We start from the raw sequence: 16,674 nt of genomic DNA, 5'->3' as shown, positions 1-16,674 counted from the left end.
TCACCCCTGTGAGCCAGCCAAAGCCGGGGGCGCGGCCGGGCATTGAGCGCTGCGGTCTCGCGTGAGGCCACCATGGGACTCGGCTCGTAGCCTACGGACGAGCGCTCCGTACTCGTACCGAAAAGGATCGGTCTGGGGATGGAGCGGTCAGGAACAGGTGGGCGTGAGGGTCGGGGTGGGGCCGGTGGCTTGGAAGCCGAATTCGGTGTAGCCGCCGGCCGGGATCTGGGTGTTGTAGGCGACGTTGGTGAATCGGACGGCGCCCGTTGTCGCGGAGCGGGTGGTGTTCCAGGAGTTGGTGATGGTGACGCCCGCCGGCAGGGTGAGGCCCACCGACCAGCCGTTGACCGGGATTGATCCGGCGGTGACCCGGATCGTCGCGACGAAGCCACCGGTCCAGGAATTCACCGAAGCCGATGCCGTGCAGCCTGCCGAACCGGGCGTGGACGGCGACGGGGACGACGGGTTCGAGGGCGACGGGCTCGACGGGGACGGGGATGATCCAGTGGTCAGGGTCGGGGTCTGCCAGTCGCGCCACTCCGCGAGGTTGCCGGCGGCCTTGGCGGAGATGCGGAACGTGCCCGGATCCGTGCCGGTGCGGAGCAGGAAGCGGCGGATCGTCTGCTGCAGCGGCGTCGTCCACTCCGGGCGGATCGCGCAGTGGTTGCCGTTCTGGATGTCGGACCAGTACGTGATCGCGTCGCCCGCGCCGAGCGCCTTGTAGACCTCGGCCCCGCCGAGTGCCGCCACGCTCGCCGACCGCGGGCCCAGGTTGGCGATGTGCGGGTTGTCCATGATGAACAGGCCGCGCGGCGCGACCATCGCGACGATCTCGTGCATGTCGATCGGCAGGCGGGTGGGGCTGCCGGTGAACGAGCCGAACGCGTCGCCGAGCCACGGCTGCTCCGAGTACGCGCTGCTCAGACTCTGTGCGCCCTCACCGGGCACGCCACGCAGGATCGGCACGCCGGCGGTGCCCGACTCGATCGGCATGGTCAGCGCGATCCGCTGGTCGAACGCCCCGATCACGAACGCGCCCTTGCCGAAGCGGGAGCAGCCGGTCACCCCGGTCGCGTCGGCGCGCAGGATCGTGCCGCCGGACTGCTCGAGCACGTCGATGATCCGGCTGACGCCCCACGACCAGGCCATCAGCAGCCCGGTGCTGCTGGTGCTGCCGTAGAGGGTGTAGAACGCGCCCTGCTTGTTCGCCCGGCCGGTGCCCTCCTTGCCGACCGCGTACGGATCGAAGTTGATGACAGCCGCACCGGCTGCCTTGATCGTCGTGGTGTCGGCGCCGAGGCCACCGACCACGACCACTGCGGGGAACGGCCCGGTGCCGGACGGCAGGCTGACCGAGGCCGAGAAGCTCGCGCTGCGGCCCTGATCGGACACGTTCACGGTGATGTTCGTGCTGGTCACGGTGCCGGTGACGGTCTGCGGGCGGGCCGGCTTGGTGCCGTGGACGAACTTCTCGGACAGCTTCTTGATCTCTTCGCGGCGGCAGGTCCAGTCGCCGGTGGCGGTGATCCGGGTGCCGTCGAGCCGGGTGAACGGGTCGGGGAGTGTGGCGACGGTCGGCAGCGCGCCGGCGTCGGGCAGGGCGGGGACCGCGCAGGCGGCGCCCTCGTCCTCGACCGGGGCGAGGGCGGCCGGCGCGTCGCTGTGGGGGATGACCATGGCGAGGGCCGCCACGGTGAACGCGGCGACCAGGGAGCGGGTGATCACGAGCTCTCCTTCCGGGGGAAGCGGAGGCAGTGCTCGGAGTTTCCGGCAGGTTATCGGTACATGTCAATGTCTCGCGAAAGTTTCGGCGAGTTTTCCGAGTCGAAGATCAATAATCACTCGACATGCGGTTCCGAAAGTTTCAGCAGGCGGGGCGGAGCAGCTCGGTGCGCATCCGCGGCTCGAACGCCCGGCACGTCCCGGGCTTGGTCTTCTTGGCGCGGTACATCGCCAGGTCCGCGTCCTCCACCAGATGTTCCGCGGTCCGGCCGGCGCCGCTGTAGGCGATCCCGACGCTGGCCCGGGTCAGCACGGCTCGCCCGGCGATGTCGAACGGCTCGCTGATCGCGTCGATCACCCGGTGCGCGATCTCCCACGCCTCCAGTTCGGAGGAGATCGGTTCGAGCAGCACCGCGAACTCGTCGCCGCCGAAGCGCGCGGCCATGTCGGTGTCCCGCACCGAGGCGCTCAGCCGGTCGGCCACCCCGCGCAGCAGCTCGTCGCCGGCGGCGTGCCCGAGGGTGTCGTTCACCTGCTTGAACAGGTCCAGGTCGAGGTAGAGCAGGGCCGCGCCGGTGTCCTCGGCGAGCACCTGCTCGACGCGCTGCAGGAACAGCGCCCGGTTCGGCAGCCGGGTCAGCGGGTCGTGGTGCGCCTCGTGCATCGCGGCCTGGGTGTGCGCGCCGGTCAGCGCGAGGCTGGCCTGCTCGCTGAACGCGGCGAGCACGTCGCGGCGTTCCGAGTCGCGCACGCCGCCGCCGTTGCCGGCCACGACAAAGGCGCCGGCCACCCGGTCGCCGATGTGCACCGGCGCGGCGGCCAGCTCACCCTCGGCGATGGTCCGGCCCGCGGTGATCGCCCGTCGGGCGGCCTGCAGGACGGCGTCCCGGCCGGTCGAGGAGCCACCCGCCACGGAGGCCACGGTCAGCTGGGCCGGATCGGTCAGGTCGTGCATGACCAGCGCGGCCACGCCGTCGTCGTCGAGCAGCCGCCGGGCGCCCGCCGTGATCGAGTCGAGCAGGTCACCGAGCGGTGCGCCCTGTCCGGCCGCCCGCTGCACCCGCAGCAGCGTCTCCAGCAGGCGTTCCCGTCGTTCGAGGGCCTGCAGCAGCACCAGCCGCGACTCCGCCTCGCGCTCCCGGTCATGGCGCAGCTGCTGCTCGGCGGCGAGGGTACGCAGGCTGCGCAGGGCCAGCCCGAGCACCTTCGCCATACCCTGCAGCATCTGCCGCTCGTCCGGCCCGAACGCCTCGTCGGTGCGGGCGACGAGCAGCCGCTCGCCGGCCTCCCCTAGGGCGAAAACGGACACGTAGGCGTCCCCGACGCCCGGGAACGTGGACGTTTCGGTGCCGGACCGTACGCCGGTGAACACCGCGGGGTCGGGGGAGCGACCCAACCCGACCGACGCGCCCAGGCTGTCGCCGAAGATGACGGCGCCCAGCTCGGCGTCGGTGGCCTCGGTCGCCTGCTGGACCGCGATCCGGGCAGCCGCGGCCACGTCACCGGCCCGGGTGATGGCGCTGAAGTATTCGCTGAGCTGCAGCATCGACCATGCTGTCATGGCCGGTCAGCTCACAGCGAGGGCTGCCACGGTCAAGTGGTGCATACCCTTCGCGCCGCCCTGCCGGACGATCTCGCCGTTGGTGTAGAAGCCACTGAACGGGATCGGTTTCATCTCGTCGCGCAGCCGCTCGGTGGCCAGGTCGATGCGGTCGTTGCCGAGGGCCAGGGGCCGTACGCAGCAGTCGAAGACCAGCAGGCCGATCGGCTCCGCGCCCTCGACGGCGTCCACCGCGGCGCGGGCGGCGGTCGCGGCCGCGCCGATCACCGACTCCGGCTCGCCCTCCATGAACCAGACCATCGCCCCCTCGGGCGTGTCGGCCAGGCCGGAGATCGACCGTTCCGCCGGGTCCGCTTCGAAGATGATCCGTACGTCCTCGCTGTTGCGTCGCGCCAGCCCGAGCGGCCGCACCGAGGCGAACTGCAGGAACGTGTTCGGGTCGGCGGCCAGGTCGGCGGCGCCACCGGTCCGGCGCAGGTAGACGTCGAGCGCCGGCTCCCCGTCCAGCTCGTAGATCTTGCCCCCCTCGCTGCGGGTGACCACCATCGGCTCACCGACCCGGTGCCAGCCGTGCGCCATCCCGATCCCGAACGGGGTGGGTGAGCCGAGCGCCGCGCCGAGCACCGCGTTCGGCAGCACCTGCACCTCGGTGCCGGAGCTGAAGAAGTGGAACGTCCCGGTCTGCGTCACGTTGTCGCCGGCGCAGCCACCGATCAGCGGGACCTGCGCGCCGCTCACCGAGTACGCGCCGCGGACGACCTCCTGCTGGTCGCCGCTGCGCCCGTCGCCGAGCATCAGCAGCACCCGGTGCTCCGCGTCGACGTCGTCGATGGCGAGCGCGACGGTCTCGCCGGCCGCGTAGAGGTCCATGCTGTCGTGGGGGACGGCCCGTACGGCCGCCGCGAACCCGTCGCCGCCGAGCGCGTTGACCACCACCCCGGCGCCGCGGCCGTCCGTGGTGAACTCCCCGGACGTCGAGCAGCCGATCATCAGTACGTCACCGCCGGCCGCCGCGTGCACGGCGGCGGCCATCTCGGGCGTCGAGTGCTCCAGCGAGGCGAACACGATCAGCAGGGTCGCGCGGCGGTCGCCGAGCGCTTCCCGGCACGCCTGTGCTCCGGCCTCGGCGGGGTCGGCCAGCATGCTGCGTCCCACGCCGAACCAACGCTCGCTCATGATCGCTCCCTCGCGTGGGGCCCGCAGTGCGCGGACCATCCGGGGTTCCGCATCGGTTGTGCCGTCGTCGACCTGAGGGTTGTTGCCCCCCTTTGGCCTGAGGGTTTTGCCCCCTTTGATCTGAACAAAACCGGCCAGAGGGTGGTGGATTGCTGGTGGATCCCGCGGAAAACCGGACGGCGCGGTCTCGACAGCGCCGGGCATGATGGCCGGATGGGGATCGACATGGATTTCGACACCGCGGTGGGCTCGCTGTTCCAGCCGGAGGGGCGTCTCGACCCGTACCCGGCCTACGACGTGCTCCGCGCGCACGCCCCGGCCTTCCCGGCGTTCGAGAACCAGTGGTTCGTCACCACGCACGGCCTGGTCAGCCGCCTGCTGCGCGACCCCGGCCTGCGGGTCGCGGACACGAGCGACTATGACCGGTTCTGGACGGACTGGCGGGAGAACCGTGGTGTCGCCTCAGTCGTGCTGTCGATGCTGCAGACCAACCCGCCGGACCACTCGCGGGTGCGCCGGGCGGCCGCCGCGACGTTCACCGCGCGCCGGGTCGCGGCCATGCGCGATGTCATCACCGCCCAGGTCATCGACCTGATCGAGGAGCTGCCGGCGCGGAGCGACTTTGTCGGTGACTTCGCCTACCCGCTGCCGATCGCGGTGATCTGCGCGCTGCTCGGCATCCCCGAGTCGGAGCGCCGCTGGTTCCGGCAGCGCGCCGCCGACCTGACCGTGGTGCTGGAACCGATCAGCAGCGAGGAGGAGATGAAGCGTGCCGACAAGGCCGGGCGCGAGCTCGAGGCGTACTTCACCGGCCTGATCGCCGACCGCCGGCACACCCCGCGCGAGGACCTGACCAGCGCGCTCGTCGCGGCCAGTGACGACGACGCCGTGCTCACCGGCGAGGAACTGCTCGCGAACCTGGTGCTGCTGCTGGTGGCCGGCTTCGAGACCACCACGAACCTGCTCGGCACCGGCCTGAAAATCCTTCTCGACCACCCCGAGCAGGCTGATCGGTTGCGGTCCGACCCGGGCCTCGCGGCCGCTGTCGTCGAGGAGATCCTCCGGTACGACTCGCCGGTCCAGCTGACCAGCCGCTACACCACGGCGCCGCTCGATCTCGGGGCGGGCGAGCCGCTCGCGCCGGGAACCATGCTGACCATGCTGCTCGGCGCGGCCAACCGGGACCCGGCGCGGTACCCCGACCCGCACCGGTTCGACCCGGACCGCCCGAACATCCAGCCGGTCTCGTTCGGCGGCGGCGCCCACTACTGCCTCGGCGCGCCGCTGGCCCGCCTGGAAGCACAGATCGCGTTGCCGCTGCTGCTGACCCGGCTGCCGGGTCTGGCGCTGGCCGGGGCGCCGGTGCGGCGGGACCGACTGGTGCTGCGGGGCTACGCGAGTCTGCCGATCACATCCGGTCCTTGAGCTCCTTGGCGAAGAAGTCCAGGAAGCCGTCCGGGTCCGGGCCCGCGTTCATCAGGACCAGGTGATCAAAACCGGCCTCACGGTAGGTCGTCACCGCGTCCAGGTAGGGCTTCGGGTCCGGGCCGCAGACGAATTTCTCCCGTACGTCGTCGGGGCGCACGGTCTGCGACGCCGCGTCGAAGTTGACCGGGTTCGGCAGCTCGGCCATCACCTTCCAGCCGGTGAGCGACCAGCGGGAGGTCTTGTGCGCCTGCTCGACCGCCGCCTCCACGGTGGGTGCCCAGGCGGTGGCGATCTCCGCGTACTTCGGGCCGCTGCCGCCCGCGCCGGTGAACGTGTCGACCAGGTCCTTGCGCGGCTCGGTGGCGAACAGCCCGGTGCCGTGCGTGGCGGCCAGCTCGGCGGCGCCGCTGCCACCGGCCGCGACCGCGATCACCGGGAGGCGGTCCGGCAGGTCGAACACCCGGGCGTCGTCGAGCTGCAGGTGCTTGCCGTCGTAGGACTGGTAGCCGCCCTGCCAGAGCAGGTTGATGATGTCGAGCGCCTCGGTGAGCATCTCGTGGCGTACCCGTACGCTCGGCCAACCCTGGCCCGTGACGTGCTCGTTCAGGCGCTCACCGGAGCCGATGCCGAGCGTGAACCGGTCGTCCGAGATGATCGCGAGCGTCGCGGCGGCCTGCGCGATGATCGCCGGGTGGTAGCGGACGGTCGGGCAGGTCACCCCGGTGGCCAGGCCGAGGCGGTCGGTGCGCGCGGCGATCGCGCTCAGCACGTTCCAGGCGAACGGGGAGTGGCCCTGCTCCTCCAGCCACGGGTGATAGTGGTCGCTGATCTCCACGAAGTCGAAGCCGGCCTCCTCGGCGCGGATCGCCTGCCGGATCAGTTCCTTCGGGCCGAAGCCCTCGGCCATCAGTTTGTATCCGTATCGCATGACTGTCGGCTGCCCCGTTGCCAGGGCGCCAAACGTTGCTAGGCGATGCGGAACACCGGGTAGTCCGGGGCGATGCGTTCGAACTCGGCCAGCGGGGCGGTGCGGTCGATCGGGAAGTGGGCGCGGGCGCCCGGGGCGACGGCGAGGTAGCCGCGCAGGATCGGGGCGGTGACGACGGGATCGACCTCGATCAGTCGTACCCTCTCGGTCGTGCCGTGCCGGAGGACGGCCTGGCCGTGCGCGGCACGGACGTTGGCCACCCAGTTCGCTCGCGGCCCCAGCATCGAGACGAGGAACCGCTGGTCCTCATACGTGGTGACGACCAGCGGGAGGGACACCGGTTTGCCGCTGCGGCGGCCGGTGACCTCGAGGGTGACCCAGGCCGGTGGGGCGAGGAAGCCGGCGCCGAACTGGGCCGCGGAGATGCGGTTGAGCAGGCGGGCGAGGGCATTGGGGCGGCCGCCTCGATACATCCACCGGCGTAAGTTCATGCCGTCAGGGTAGGGGGATCGTGCGCTGCGGGCCCGGGCCGTTGTGCCCGTTTACCTTCTTCTTGCCGGCGGCCGCTTCCTTGCCGCGGCCGCTTTCTTGCCGGCGGCCCGCGCCGGTGGGTGCGGGCCGCCGTCTGATCAGTTGCGGTCGAGGACGACGATCGGGATCTCCCGGTCGGTCTTCGTCTGATACTCGTCGTAGTCGGGCCATGCCTCGACCATCTTCGCCCACATCGCGGGCTTCTCCTCGGCGGTCGCCACCCGGGCCGTCGCCGGGAAGCGGTCACCCTTGATCTGGACCTCCACCTGCGGGTTCGCGCTGAGGTTGACGAACCAGGCCGGCGGGGCGGCCGCGCCACCCTTCGACGCGACGACCAGGTAGGCGCCCTCGTGCTCGCGGAAGATCAGCGCGTGCGAGCGCTCCTCGCCGGACTTGCGTCCGGTGGTGAACAGGATCAGGATCTCGGTCCCGTTGCGCCAGTGGAACCCGTCCTCGCCGTCGGTCTCGATGTACCGCGCGACGTGCGGGTCGCCATGCAATTCGATCGCAGAAACCATGCCGCCAACCTACCTCCGTGGTGGGCTCCGCGCCCGATTTGGGCGGTGCGGCAGCGGCGCGGGCCGGTGGAGAATTCTGTGCGTGCGAACCGAATGGCAACCGTGGTGTGACCGTTCTGCACTCGGCTCGGGTGGGAAACGCCCGAAAGGAGAGGCATGACCGACACGATGGTGGTTGAGCTGGGACTGCAGGCCATGACCATTGCGGCGAAACTGTCCGCTCCGGTGCTGCTGACCGCGCTGGCGGTCGGGTTCGCGATCTCGCTGTTCCAGTCGGTGACCCAGATCCAGGAGGCGACGCTCTCCTTCGTGCCGAAGGCGATCGCGATCGGGGCAGTGCTGCTGTTCTCCGGCAACTGGATGCTGCACGAGATGATCACGTACACGATCCAGCTGTTCGAGAAGGTTCCGCAGCTGCTGAGCTGATCTTTTCGCGGCGTCTCCGCTTTCAGCTCGTGTTTCAGCTCCCGATGATGATCGTTTGGAGTTCGGTGAACGTCTCCATCGGGTGCGGGCCGCCGACCCGGCCGAGTCCGCTGTCCGAGCCGGCCCGGCCGCCGAACGGCAGATGGCTCTCCCAGTAGTTCGTCGACTCGTTGACGTTGACCCAGCCGGTGCGCACCCGTTCCGCGAAGTCCAGGCCACGCCGCAGGTCAGCCGTGTAGATCGCGGCGAGCAGCCCGTACCGGGACGCGTTGGTCAGCTCGACCGCCTCGTCCAGGCCGCCGATCGTGACGATCGGCGCGATCGGGCCGAACGTCTCCTCCGTCGCGGCCAGGGCGTTCGCCGGGACACCGGTGAGGACCGTGGCCGGCCAGTACAGCCCGGTCGGGAACCCGGCCGCCGGCTTGCCGCCGGTCCGGACGGTCGCCCCCCGCTCCACCGCGTCGGCGACGTGCGCGGCCATCTTCGCGGCCACCCCCGGATTGTTCAGCGGGCCCATCGTGGTGGAGTCGTCGAACGGGTCGCCCAGGCGTACCCGGTCCTGCACCGCGGCGGTGAGCCGGTCGGCGAAGTCGTTGTGCACCGCCTCGTGCACCAGCAGCCGCTCGCCGGCCGTGCAGCTCTGCCCCGCGCAGAGGAAGCAGGCCGCCAGCGCGCCCTCGACGGCCCGGTCCAGGTCGGCGTCCTCGAGCACCACCAGCGGGCCGTTGCCGCCCATCTCCAGCAGGGTCGCCTTCCCGGCGGCGGCCTCGGCGACCAGCCGCCCGGTCGCGGTGGAGCCGATGAACGCGACCGCGTTCACGTCCGGATGGCGGGCGATCTCGTCACCGACCACCGGGCCGGGGCCGGTCACCAGGTTCAGCACGCCGGGCGGCAGGTCCGCCTCGGCCACGCACCCGGCGAGCGCGATCGCGGAGATCGCGGTGGACGGGGCGGGTGTCCAGACCACCGTGTTGCCGACCGCCAGCGCGGGCGCGATCAGTTCGGCCGGCATGGTGTACGGCCAGTTCCACGGGGTGATCACGCCGACCACGCCGCGCGGGCGGCGGACCAGCATGGCCCGGGTGCCACGACCGGACGACGGTGGCAGCAACCCGCCGAGCCGCTTGGCGTCCTCGGCGGCCATCCGCCAGTAGACGACCAGCTCGTCGACCTCGTCGTACGCCTCGGCCTTGAGGGGTTTGCCCTGATCCAGGGTGAGCGTCCGGGCGAGGGAGTCGCGCTTGCCCTCGATCACGTCGGCGACCCGGTGCAGCAGGGCGGCACGATCGAACGCGGACAGGCGGGCCCATCCGGTGGCGGCGCGCTTGGCGGCCGCGATCGCTTCCCGGGCATCCGTACGATCACCGTCCGGCACCGTGCCGATCGCCTCGCCGGTCGCCGGACTGGTCGCCGTGGCGACCGTTCCGGACCGGGCTTCACGCCAGTCGCCGTCCACGAACATCCGGAGATCCATTCCTGGACGTTAATCGCTGGACGGCGGCTGGGAGGATTTCGACATGCGCAAGATTCCTACGGTGTTCCAGCGGGACCCGGAGAACCGCAAGCGGGTGCTGCCCGAGGCGAACCCTGAATGTCAGTGGGTGCTCGACGGCGAGGGCGAGGCGACCCGCAAATATGACGGCACCTGCGTGCTGCTGGACGACGAAGGCACCTGGTGGGCGCGTCGTGAGGTCCGTCCGGGCCGGGAGCGCCCGCCGGGCTATCGACCGGTGATGACCGACGACAACACCGGAAAAACTGTCGGCTGGGAGCCGATCGCCCAGTCCTCGTATGCGACATGTCACGTGGAGGCGGTCGCCAAGTCGTCAGCCTGGAAGCCGGGAACCTACGAGCTGGTCGGCCCGAAAATCAACGGCAACCCCGAGGGTACGACGGGGCACGAGCTGATCGCGCACGCGGACGCGGAACGGTTCCAGCTGCCCAGGGACTTGGACGGCCTGCGCACGTGGATCCTGGCCCACCCCCAGTACGAGGGCCTGGTCTGGCACCACCCGGACGGCCGCCGAGCCAAGCTGAAACACCGCGACTTCATCTGACCGGTCGGGGCGGCGCCGCTTTAATCGGCGGCGGCTACCCAGTAGAGCTGCTTGTGGCCGCGGGCTTCCATAGTCGCGGCCAGCTCGTCCGCCTCGGAGCGGGAGTCCTTGCGCGCCACCACATACCGATTCCCGTTGTCATCCTGCCGCCAGACAACCCACCGCGGAGCCGGCCCGTTCCCATCGATCGACATCGGAAAATGATGGCACGTGATCGGCCGGCGCTCGCTGCCGCACGTGCAATTGCTCGTGCCGGGCCGCCAGGTCAGCCATATTTCCTTCTGCTCAACGGCATTCTGCTATGCGGCAGAATGCCGTAAAGCTTTGATCGGTAGCAATTCATTCAGGCTGGCGCAGTTGACATGGTGTTGTCTCGTGACGGCACAATCTCTTATACGACTTTCGCTATTCGGACTGAATGATCTCTCAAGGGCCGGAGAGGTTCCCGACCGTTCGCGATCGCGGGAGTGCGTCGTTGCCGAGGGGGCCGGAATGGACCGCAATGAGTCGCCCGCGCGAGCCGGGCGGAAGTTCGGCGCGGCGCTGAGCGCGTCCGCGCTTCTGCTGCTCTTCGCCGTGTTGGTTCTGGTCGCAGGGATCGTGATGACCGCGGTGCTGGGCCGGTTCGGCGACGACGCGGATTGGACCCGCTGGAGCAATGTCGGCGAGGCGTTCGGTGCGGTCAACTCGGTGGTGTCCGCGCTGGCCGTGGCGGCTCTGCTGATCACGTGGACGCTGCAGTCGCGCGATCTCGCGGTGCAGCGGCGGATCCTGGAGGACGCCCAGTTGGTGTTGCGCCGCAGCGCCGATGTCGGCGTTCGCAACTCGCACGTCATGCTCACCCGGATGGCGATCGAAGACCCGAATCTGGCCGCGGTGTGGCCGAATCACGGCCGGACCGATCCGGTGGTGCAGGCCCAGCACATGTACGCCAACCTGCTGATTCAGCACGCCTGGCTGCAGTGCACCACAGGGCTCGCGACCAGGGAGGAAATGATCAGCAATCTTCGGTTCCTCTTCGCGAGTCCTAAGGTGCGCGATTTCTGGCGCGACACCGTGAACAGTCGCACCAGCATTTATGTGGAAAGCTCTGGCGAAGCGGATCTGGCGGCCATCGCCGACGAGATCTGGGCCGAGTACGAGGCGGTGCTCGCCTGTTCCTCGTCCTCATCCGCTCCCTCGGATCCGAGTCCACGGGCTCGGGATGAGGAACCGAATCCGGGCCTGGCGGAGGTCTAGGACAGGTCCTTGACTGCTGCCATCAGCGTCTCGCGACTAATGACTACCAGATTTTCATACGGGGCAATTCCGGCGTCGGCCGGTAGTTGACTCCGCAGCTCTTCGGTCCGGTTCGTGCCGATGACTGCGAAGTTCCCGTCGGCCAGCTGGAAGATGTCGGGACAGGTGCAGTTCGTGGCGCTGCCCCGCTCGGATGGTGGTGTGCCTACCCGGTGGCTGATGGGTGAGGCTGGTAATGCGTGGGTCTGAGACTCCGTCGACACCACGTCAAATTACACCGGAAAGGCCGGTTTGCGCAGTATCTGCACGGTGAATCTGCAAGATTTTCGGCTCGGAGGCGGAGCGGGCACGGCTCTCGGCACGCTGGCCACAATAGGTCCCGGCCAATACAAAGGCCATACCTGTCCCCGAAACGAGGGTCAGGTGGTCGCCGGCCAGGAGGAGGCCGAAGATGACGGCCCAGACCGGCTCGGTGCCGAGCAGGAGGCTGGCCCGGGAGGCTGACGTGCGGCGGATCGCCCACAGCTGGACCACGAACGCGAACACGCTGCAGCCCAGCGCCAGGTAGACGATGCCGAGCCACTGGCCGGCGTGGAACGTCGCGGCCGCGGGGAGCAGTGCGGGGCCGGCGGCCAGGGTGAAGACCACCGCGCCGACGACGGTCTGCAGGGTGGTCAAGGTCGTGGTGTCGTAGGGGCGGCCACTGGTCAGGTGTGCGGACAACGTCACGTGAGCGGCGCGGACCACGGCCGCCGCCAGGATGAGCGCGTCGCCGGCTGACGGCGTACGAAATCCGGGTCCGGCGACCAGAAGGACCACGCCGAACGTCGCCGCGGCCGCGGCCACGAAGAATGATCGTGGCAGCCAGCGGCGGGTGACCAAGCCCTCCAACATCGGCGTCAGCAGAATGGTCAGACTGATCAGCACGCCCGCGTTCGTCGCGCTGGTGAGCGCCACGCCGTAGGTCTCCAGCGCCAGCACCGACGCCTGCGTGACGCCCAGCAGCAGACCGACGCCGATCTCGCGCCGGCCCGGCCGGTGGCGGGCGAGGAACGGCAGCATCGCCGCCGCCGAGACCAGGAACCGCAACGCCAGCACGACCAGTACGCCACCCGCGACGACCAGGGTCTTCGCCGTCAGATAGCTGCTTCCCCAGACCACCGCGACGGCCAGCAGCAGCACGTCACCCACACGATTTGTCGACACTCGTTGAGCCTCGGGCCGGTCGATCCGGTAGACAAGAGGCCAACCTCTGAATCGACGATGTAGTGGAGCCTGATGGATCCGCACCACCTGCGGCTGTTACGCGAGCTCGGCGACCGGGGCAGCGTCGCGGCGGTCGCCCGCGCGTTGCACATCACGCCGTCCGCGGTGTCCCAGCAGTTGAACACGCTGCAGCGGTCGGCGCGGGTTCCGCTGACCGAACGCAGCGGCCGGCGGCTGGTGCTGACCGCGGCCGGCCGGGCCCTGGCCGCGGCGGCGGTCGAGGTGATGACCGCCTTGGATCGGGCCGATCGGGCGGTCGGCGCCTACCTCGACGACCCGGCCGCGCCGGTCAGCGTGGCCGCGTTCAACAGCGTGGCGCTGGCCTGGTTCCCGGCCCTGGCCGCACGCTCCGGCCCGCCGGTGCGCTTCGTTGACCGGGACGTGCCGCAGGCCGACTTCCCCGGGCTGGTCGGCGACCACGATCTGGTGATCGCGCACCGGCTGGCGCACAGCCCGCCCTGGCCGGACGACCGGGTGACGGTGGTCCCGCTGATCCGCGAGCCGCTCTACGTCGCGATGCCCACGGACTCGCCGCTGACCGGAAAAGCCCAGCTCACCGCGATGGATGTGGCGGACTCACCGTGGATCAGCGTGCACGAGGGATTCCCGTTGGAGGGGATCCTCGCGGCGATCGGCGCGACCGCCGGGCGGCAGCTCGACATCGTGCACCGGGTCAACGAGTTCACCGTCACGGCGTCGTTGGTCGCCGCGGGCGCCGGGCTGGCGCTGCTGCCCGGGCGCACCACCAGGCCCGACCCGCGGCTGGTGCTGCGCCCGCTCGCCGACCTGCCGGCCGAGCGGCATATCGACGTGCTCACCCGGCCGGAAACCCTGCACCGGGCGGCCGTGCGCACCGTGCTGGACGCGTTGCGGCAGGTCAGCCGTGGCGGTGGTGCTTCTTGACATACGTGTAGCCGGGCTCCAACTCCTCGTCGATCTGCTCGCTCTCCAGCGCCCGGTGATAGGCCGCGAGCTGCTTCTCGGTCGGCTGGGCGCCGGGCGGGAGCTTGCGGACGAAGCCCTTCACCCAGTGCTCGCGCCGGTCGTGGCCCTCGCCGTCCTCGTCGTCGTCGAACTCCGGGTCGTTCGGGTGCGGCGCCGGATCCACCAGCGGGGCGTAGAACAGCAGGTCGACGAGCTCCTGGCCGTCGACGGCGGGGTAGGACGGGTGCCCGGTCGCGTCGACACTGCCCTCCACCCGGGTGACGTAGCCCTCCCGGATCAGCTGCTCCACCGCGTTCTTCAGCAGGAACGCGCCTTTCGCGCCGCGGCCCAGCCCGGCCTGCTTGGCCAGCGCCGGCTCCGGGAACACCGCGCTGCCGTCCTCGTAGACCTGGCCGAGCTTGCGGATGGCGTTCAGCACCTGACCGCGATTGGACTTCTGCGGGACGATGTCGCGGGTCACGACCTTCGGGTCGTACTCGTGGTAGTAGTTGACCCCGTCGATCCGCATCGGCTCTTCGAGCACGGTGCTGCGCATCACCACCGCGTCCCGGCCGGACTGCCAGGAGATCGTGACGCGCATGCCGGTCTGCAGGTCAGCGGGCCAGCCGATCCCGAGGAACTGCCAGCCGACGTCCTGCTGCAGGCGCGCGTCGAAGACCTCCCGGCCCGGGGTGACCCCCTTGACCCGGTGTTCCAGCACGACCGTGACCGTGTCCCGGTACTGCAGCGCCTCGACGATCTCCTCCGGCGCGGCGCACACCGAGGCGTCCAGGTCAGCCCGCCACAGGGTGACCCGGCGAGACACCGTATGCATCTTCCACTCCCCATTACCGCAGGTCAGGTAAGAATGCTCGCACGTCGCGGTTTGTGGTGGTCGCGGTGGGCCGCGCTTTTGGTACGCCCGTCGTAGCCTCCGGTCGTCGCTGGTCAGTCGAAGTTCAGGCCGCCGGTGCGGGTGCGTTTCAGCTCGAAGAAGCCGGGATAGCTGGCCATGGTGTGCGCGGCGTCGAAGAGGCGGGCGGCCTCCTCACCTCGCGGGATGCTGTTGAGGACCGGGCCGAAGAACGCCACCCCGTCGATGTGGATGGTCGGGGTGCCGACGTCCTCGCCGACCGGGTCCATGCCCTCGTGGTGGCTCTTGCGCAGGGCCTCGTCCCACTCGCTGCTGGTGGCGGCGTCGGCCAGCGAGGCGGGCAGGCCGGCCTCGGCGAGGGCCTCCGGGATCACCACTGCGAAGTCCTTGTTGCCCTGGTTGTGGATGCGGGTGCCGAGCGCGGTGTAGAGGTCGCCGAGCACCTCCTCGCCGTGCTGCTGTGCGGCGGCGGTGACCACGCGAGCCATGCCTAGCGAGCGGTCGACCAGGTCCCTGTACCACTCCGGGAGCTCTCGGTTCTCGTTCAGGACATACAGACTCATCGGGCGGAAGCGCAGGTCGAACTCGCGCTGCGGGCGGACCTCGAGGATCCAGCGGGAGGTGATCCAGGCGAACGGGCAGGCGGCGTCGAAATACAGGTCGACGGTGGTCATCAGGTTCTCCTAACTGCAGGGCCTCGCCAACGGTAGGACCCGCATGAGGCCCGGCCAAGCGCCAATCCTGCCCCACGTGAACGATCCAATGCGTCATACCAGGGTGGTACGCGAAAGTTCAGACCCTGGTCCGACGCGCACCGGCCCGCCGCTCAATAGCTTCGATGCATGGCCTCCGCAACCCTACTGATCGAGTCCGCCACCCGGCCGGACCGGGACCGCGCGATCGACGCACTCAGGGCGATCGCCATCCTCGGTGTCGTGCTCGGGCACTGGCTGGTGACCGCGCTGGTCTTCGGGCACGGCGCGGTCTTCGGCGCCAGTCCACTGCGCTTTCTGCCACAGCTCACCCCGATCTCCTGGGTCTTCCAGACCCTCGCCGTCTTCTTCCTGGTGGGCGGTCAGGTCGCGGCGATCAGCCGGTCCCGCCAGATTCCGTATTCCGGGTGGGTCCTGGCCCGGGTCCGGCGGCTGTTCCGGCCGGTGGCCGTGGTGGTGGCGGTGTGGGCGACGGTGGCCGGCTTCTCGATCGCCGCCGGGGTCGACCCCGCGAGCGTGCGCACGCTGGTGTCGCTCGTGCTCTCCCCGATGTGGTTCCTGCTCGTGTTCGTGGCGCTGACCGCGGCGACCCCGCTGATCGGGCGGCTGCACCCGGCGATCCCGCTCGCCGTGGTGGCCACCGTCGACCTCCTGCGGCTCGGGCTGGGCGCTCCGGCCTGGGTCGGGTGGGTCAACCTGCTGGCGGGGTGGATGGTGCCGTTCGTGCTGGGTGCGGCCTGGGCGCGGGGGCGGTGGGACGACCGGGTGTCGTTGTGGAGCCTGCTGCTCGGCGGCCTCGCCGCGACCGTCGCGCTGGTGTGGTGGGCGGGTTATCCGGCCGCGATGGTCGGTGTGCCCGGCGCGGGGTTCTCCAATCTGGCGCCTCCCAGCCTGGCCGCGGTCACGTTCGGACTGGCCCAGTGCGGTGCGGCGGGCCTGCTGCGCGATCCGCTGCGGCGGCTGATGCGCCGGCCGGCGCTGTGGGCGGGTGTCGTCGTGGCCAACCTGTCCGCGATGACCATCTTCTTGTGGCACCAGACGGCCATGATCACGGGAACGGTGCTGGTCTGGCTCGCGGCCGGCCCGCGCCCAGGGCTGCACACGGTGCCGGAGAGCACGGCATGGGTGGTGGCCCGGCTGGGCTGGTTGCCGCTGTTCGCACTGATCCTGACGCTCTGCTCCCTGGCCGTCGACCGTGTCCGCTCGTCCCGGTCATGAGCGCCCACCGACGGACTCCGGGCGAACGTGCGCCGCCGTGTAAGCCGGTGCGCTGCCCCAGCGGGCGTGGTCCAGGCGACGGCGGATGGTGGC

Annotated in this window: 17 protein-coding genes; 6 read left to right on the top strand and 11 right to left on the bottom strand. The window is 70.2% G+C overall.

The genetic code is table 11. The features are described 5' to 3' along the window. Positions 1-147: 147 nt before the first annotated feature. The 3 genes from Apa02nite_RS48265 to Apa02nite_RS48255 form a co-directional block, all read right to left on the bottom strand. Positions 148-1,725, bottom strand: coding sequence for a glucuronyl esterase domain-containing protein (locus Apa02nite_RS48265; RefSeq protein ID WP_239165101.1), 1,578 nt, complete (start codon positions 1,723-1,725; stop codon positions 148-150). A gap of 139 nt (positions 1,726-1,864) precedes the next feature. Beyond that, positions 1,865-3,283 carry a diguanylate cyclase domain-containing protein gene (locus Apa02nite_RS48260; RefSeq protein ID WP_203831149.1) on the bottom strand — a complete coding sequence of 473 codons (1,419 nt, stop codon included), beginning with the start codon at positions 3,281-3,283 and terminating at the stop codon, positions 1,865-1,867. A gap of 6 nt (positions 3,284-3,289) precedes the next feature. Further along, complete coding sequence (locus tag Apa02nite_RS48255; RefSeq protein ID WP_203831148.1) at positions 3,290-4,459, bottom strand: FIST signal transduction protein; 1,170 nt, start codon at positions 4,457-4,459, stop codon at positions 3,290-3,292. A 225-nt stretch (positions 4,460-4,684) separates the two neighbouring features. On the opposite strand from Apa02nite_RS48255, the gene Apa02nite_RS48250 reads away from it, so the two are divergent. Continuing rightward, entirely contained in the window at positions 4,685-5,884 is a 1,200-nt protein-coding gene (locus Apa02nite_RS48250; protein ID WP_203831152.1) for a cytochrome P450, read from the top strand. Here the strand turns inward: Apa02nite_RS48250 and Apa02nite_RS48245 are convergent. The 3 genes from Apa02nite_RS48245 to Apa02nite_RS48235 form a co-directional block, all read right to left on the bottom strand. Continuing rightward, positions 5,868-6,815: a TIGR03557 family F420-dependent LLM class oxidoreductase gene (locus Apa02nite_RS48245; RefSeq protein WP_203831147.1), complete on the bottom strand. Its 948-nt coding sequence runs from the start codon at positions 6,813-6,815 to the stop codon at positions 5,868-5,870. The two genes, Apa02nite_RS48250 and Apa02nite_RS48245, sit on opposite strands and share 17 nt — an antisense overlap. Positions 6,816-6,853: 38 nt before the next feature. Beyond that, complete coding sequence (locus Apa02nite_RS48240; RefSeq protein WP_239165100.1) at positions 6,854-7,306, bottom strand: nitroreductase/quinone reductase family protein; 453 nt, start codon at positions 7,304-7,306, stop codon at positions 6,854-6,856. 138 nt (positions 7,307-7,444) lie between these two features. Beyond that, the gene (locus tag Apa02nite_RS48235) at positions 7,445-7,864 is read right to left on the bottom strand and encodes a nitroreductase family deazaflavin-dependent oxidoreductase (RefSeq protein ID WP_203831146.1); all 420 of its coding nucleotides are present in this window, start codon (positions 7,862-7,864) and stop codon (positions 7,445-7,447) included. Positions 7,865-8,020: 156 nt separating this feature from the next. Between Apa02nite_RS48235 and fliQ the strand changes: the two genes are divergently transcribed. Then, a complete protein-coding gene (fliQ, locus tag Apa02nite_RS48230; RefSeq protein WP_067686336.1) occupies positions 8,021-8,290 on the top strand; it encodes a flagellar biosynthesis protein FliQ in 270 nt (89 codons plus the stop codon). 34 nt (positions 8,291-8,324) lie between these two features. On the opposite strand, the gene Apa02nite_RS48225 is transcribed toward fliQ, so the two are convergent. Then, the gene (locus Apa02nite_RS48225) at positions 8,325-9,764 is read right to left on the bottom strand and encodes an aldehyde dehydrogenase family protein (RefSeq protein WP_203831145.1); all 1,440 of its coding nucleotides are present in this window, start codon (positions 9,762-9,764) and stop codon (positions 8,325-8,327) included. 43 nt (positions 9,765-9,807) lie between these two features. Between Apa02nite_RS48225 and Apa02nite_RS48220 the strand changes: the two genes are divergently transcribed. After that, the gene (locus tag Apa02nite_RS48220; protein ID WP_203831144.1) at positions 9,808-10,347 is read left to right on the top strand and encodes a hypothetical protein; all 540 of its coding nucleotides are present in this window, start codon (positions 9,808-9,810) and stop codon (positions 10,345-10,347) included. Positions 10,348-10,367: 20 nt separating this feature from the next. Here Apa02nite_RS48220 and Apa02nite_RS48215 read toward each other — a convergent pair whose 3' ends face one another. Continuing rightward, on the bottom strand, positions 10,368-10,541 hold the full coding sequence (locus Apa02nite_RS48215; protein WP_203831143.1) for a hypothetical protein: 174 nt from the start codon (positions 10,539-10,541) through the stop codon (positions 10,368-10,370). 16 nt (positions 10,542-10,557) lie between these two features. Here Apa02nite_RS48215 and Apa02nite_RS48210 point away from each other — a divergent pair, with 16 nt between their 5' ends. Beyond that, on the top strand, positions 10,558-11,586 hold the full coding sequence (locus Apa02nite_RS48210; protein ID WP_203831142.1) for a DUF6082 family protein: 1,029 nt from the start codon (positions 10,558-10,560) through the stop codon (positions 11,584-11,586). A 267-nt stretch (positions 11,587-11,853) separates the two neighbouring features. Here Apa02nite_RS48210 and Apa02nite_RS48205 read toward each other — a convergent pair whose 3' ends face one another. Continuing rightward, the gene (locus Apa02nite_RS48205; RefSeq protein WP_239165099.1) at positions 11,854-12,792 is read right to left on the bottom strand and encodes a DMT family transporter; all 939 of its coding nucleotides are present in this window, start codon (positions 12,790-12,792) and stop codon (positions 11,854-11,856) included. A 72-nt stretch (positions 12,793-12,864) separates the two neighbouring features. Here Apa02nite_RS48205 and Apa02nite_RS48200 point away from each other — a divergent pair, with 72 nt between their 5' ends. Next, on the top strand, positions 12,865-13,755 hold the full coding sequence (locus tag Apa02nite_RS48200) for a LysR family transcriptional regulator (RefSeq protein WP_203831141.1): 891 nt from the start codon (positions 12,865-12,867) through the stop codon (positions 13,753-13,755). On the opposite strand, the gene Apa02nite_RS48195 is transcribed toward Apa02nite_RS48200, so the two are convergent. After that, positions 13,730-14,611 (bottom strand): hypothetical protein, encoded by an 882-nt coding sequence (locus Apa02nite_RS48195; protein ID WP_203831140.1) that lies wholly within the window; start codon positions 14,609-14,611, stop codon positions 13,730-13,732. The genes Apa02nite_RS48200 and Apa02nite_RS48195 overlap by 26 nt on opposite strands. A 113-nt stretch (positions 14,612-14,724) precedes the next feature. Next, the gene (locus tag Apa02nite_RS48190; protein WP_203831139.1) at positions 14,725-15,324 is read right to left on the bottom strand and encodes a mycothiol-dependent nitroreductase Rv2466c family protein; all 600 of its coding nucleotides are present in this window, start codon (positions 15,322-15,324) and stop codon (positions 14,725-14,727) included. A gap of 168 nt (positions 15,325-15,492) precedes the next feature. On the opposite strand from Apa02nite_RS48190, the gene Apa02nite_RS48185 reads away from it, so the two are divergent. Continuing rightward, positions 15,493-16,581 (top strand): acyltransferase family protein, encoded by a 1,089-nt coding sequence (locus tag Apa02nite_RS48185; RefSeq protein ID WP_203831138.1) that lies wholly within the window; start codon positions 15,493-15,495, stop codon positions 16,579-16,581. The last annotated feature ends 93 nt before the right edge of the window (positions 16,582-16,674 follow it).

Source organism: Actinoplanes palleronii, assembly GCF_016862315.1.
In the GTDB taxonomy this organism is placed as follows: domain Bacteria; phylum Actinomycetota; class Actinomycetes; order Mycobacteriales; family Micromonosporaceae; genus Actinoplanes; species Actinoplanes palleronii.
Note: the sequence above shows the minus strand (reverse complement) of the source record. Positions and strands in the feature narration are given on the sequence as shown.

Excerpts from the sequence above, each read along its gene's own strand:
- Apa02nite_RS48260 (WP_203831149.1), bottom strand. The coding sequence starts at position 3,283 with ATGACAGCATGGTCGATGCTGCAGCTCAGCGAATACTTCAGCGCCATC.
- Apa02nite_RS48255 (WP_203831148.1), bottom strand. The coding sequence starts at position 4,459 with ATGAGCGAGCGTTGGTTCGGCGTGGGACGCAGCATGCTGGCCGACCCC.
- Apa02nite_RS48250 (WP_203831152.1), top strand. The coding sequence starts at position 4,685 with ATGGATTTCGACACCGCGGTGGGCTCGCTGTTCCAGCCGGAGGGGCGT.
- Apa02nite_RS48245 (WP_203831147.1), bottom strand. The coding sequence starts at position 6,815 with ATGCGATACGGATACAAACTGATGGCCGAGGGCTTCGGCCCGAAGGAA.
- Apa02nite_RS48240 (WP_239165100.1), bottom strand. The coding sequence starts at position 7,306 with ATGAACTTACGCCGGTGGATGTATCGAGGCGGCCGCCCCAATGCCCTC.
- Apa02nite_RS48235 (WP_203831146.1), bottom strand. The coding sequence starts at position 7,864 with ATGGTTTCTGCGATCGAATTGCATGGCGACCCGCACGTCGCGCGGTAC.
- fliQ (WP_067686336.1), top strand. The coding sequence starts at position 8,021 with ATGACCGACACGATGGTGGTTGAGCTGGGACTGCAGGCCATGACCATT.
- Apa02nite_RS48225 (WP_203831145.1), bottom strand. The coding sequence starts at position 9,764 with ATGGATCTCCGGATGTTCGTGGACGGCGACTGGCGTGAAGCCCGGTCC.
- Apa02nite_RS48220 (WP_203831144.1), top strand. The coding sequence starts at position 9,808 with ATGCGCAAGATTCCTACGGTGTTCCAGCGGGACCCGGAGAACCGCAAG.
- Apa02nite_RS48215 (WP_203831143.1), bottom strand. The coding sequence starts at position 10,541 with ATGTCGATCGATGGGAACGGGCCGGCTCCGCGGTGGGTTGTCTGGCGG.
- Apa02nite_RS48200 (WP_203831141.1), top strand. The coding sequence starts at position 12,865 with ATGGATCCGCACCACCTGCGGCTGTTACGCGAGCTCGGCGACCGGGGC.
- Apa02nite_RS48195 (WP_203831140.1), bottom strand. The coding sequence starts at position 14,611 with ATGCATACGGTGTCTCGCCGGGTCACCCTGTGGCGGGCTGACCTGGAC.
- Apa02nite_RS48190 (WP_203831139.1), bottom strand. The coding sequence starts at position 15,324 with ATGACCACCGTCGACCTGTATTTCGACGCCGCCTGCCCGTTCGCCTGG.
- Apa02nite_RS48185 (WP_203831138.1), top strand. The coding sequence starts at position 15,493 with ATGGCCTCCGCAACCCTACTGATCGAGTCCGCCACCCGGCCGGACCGG.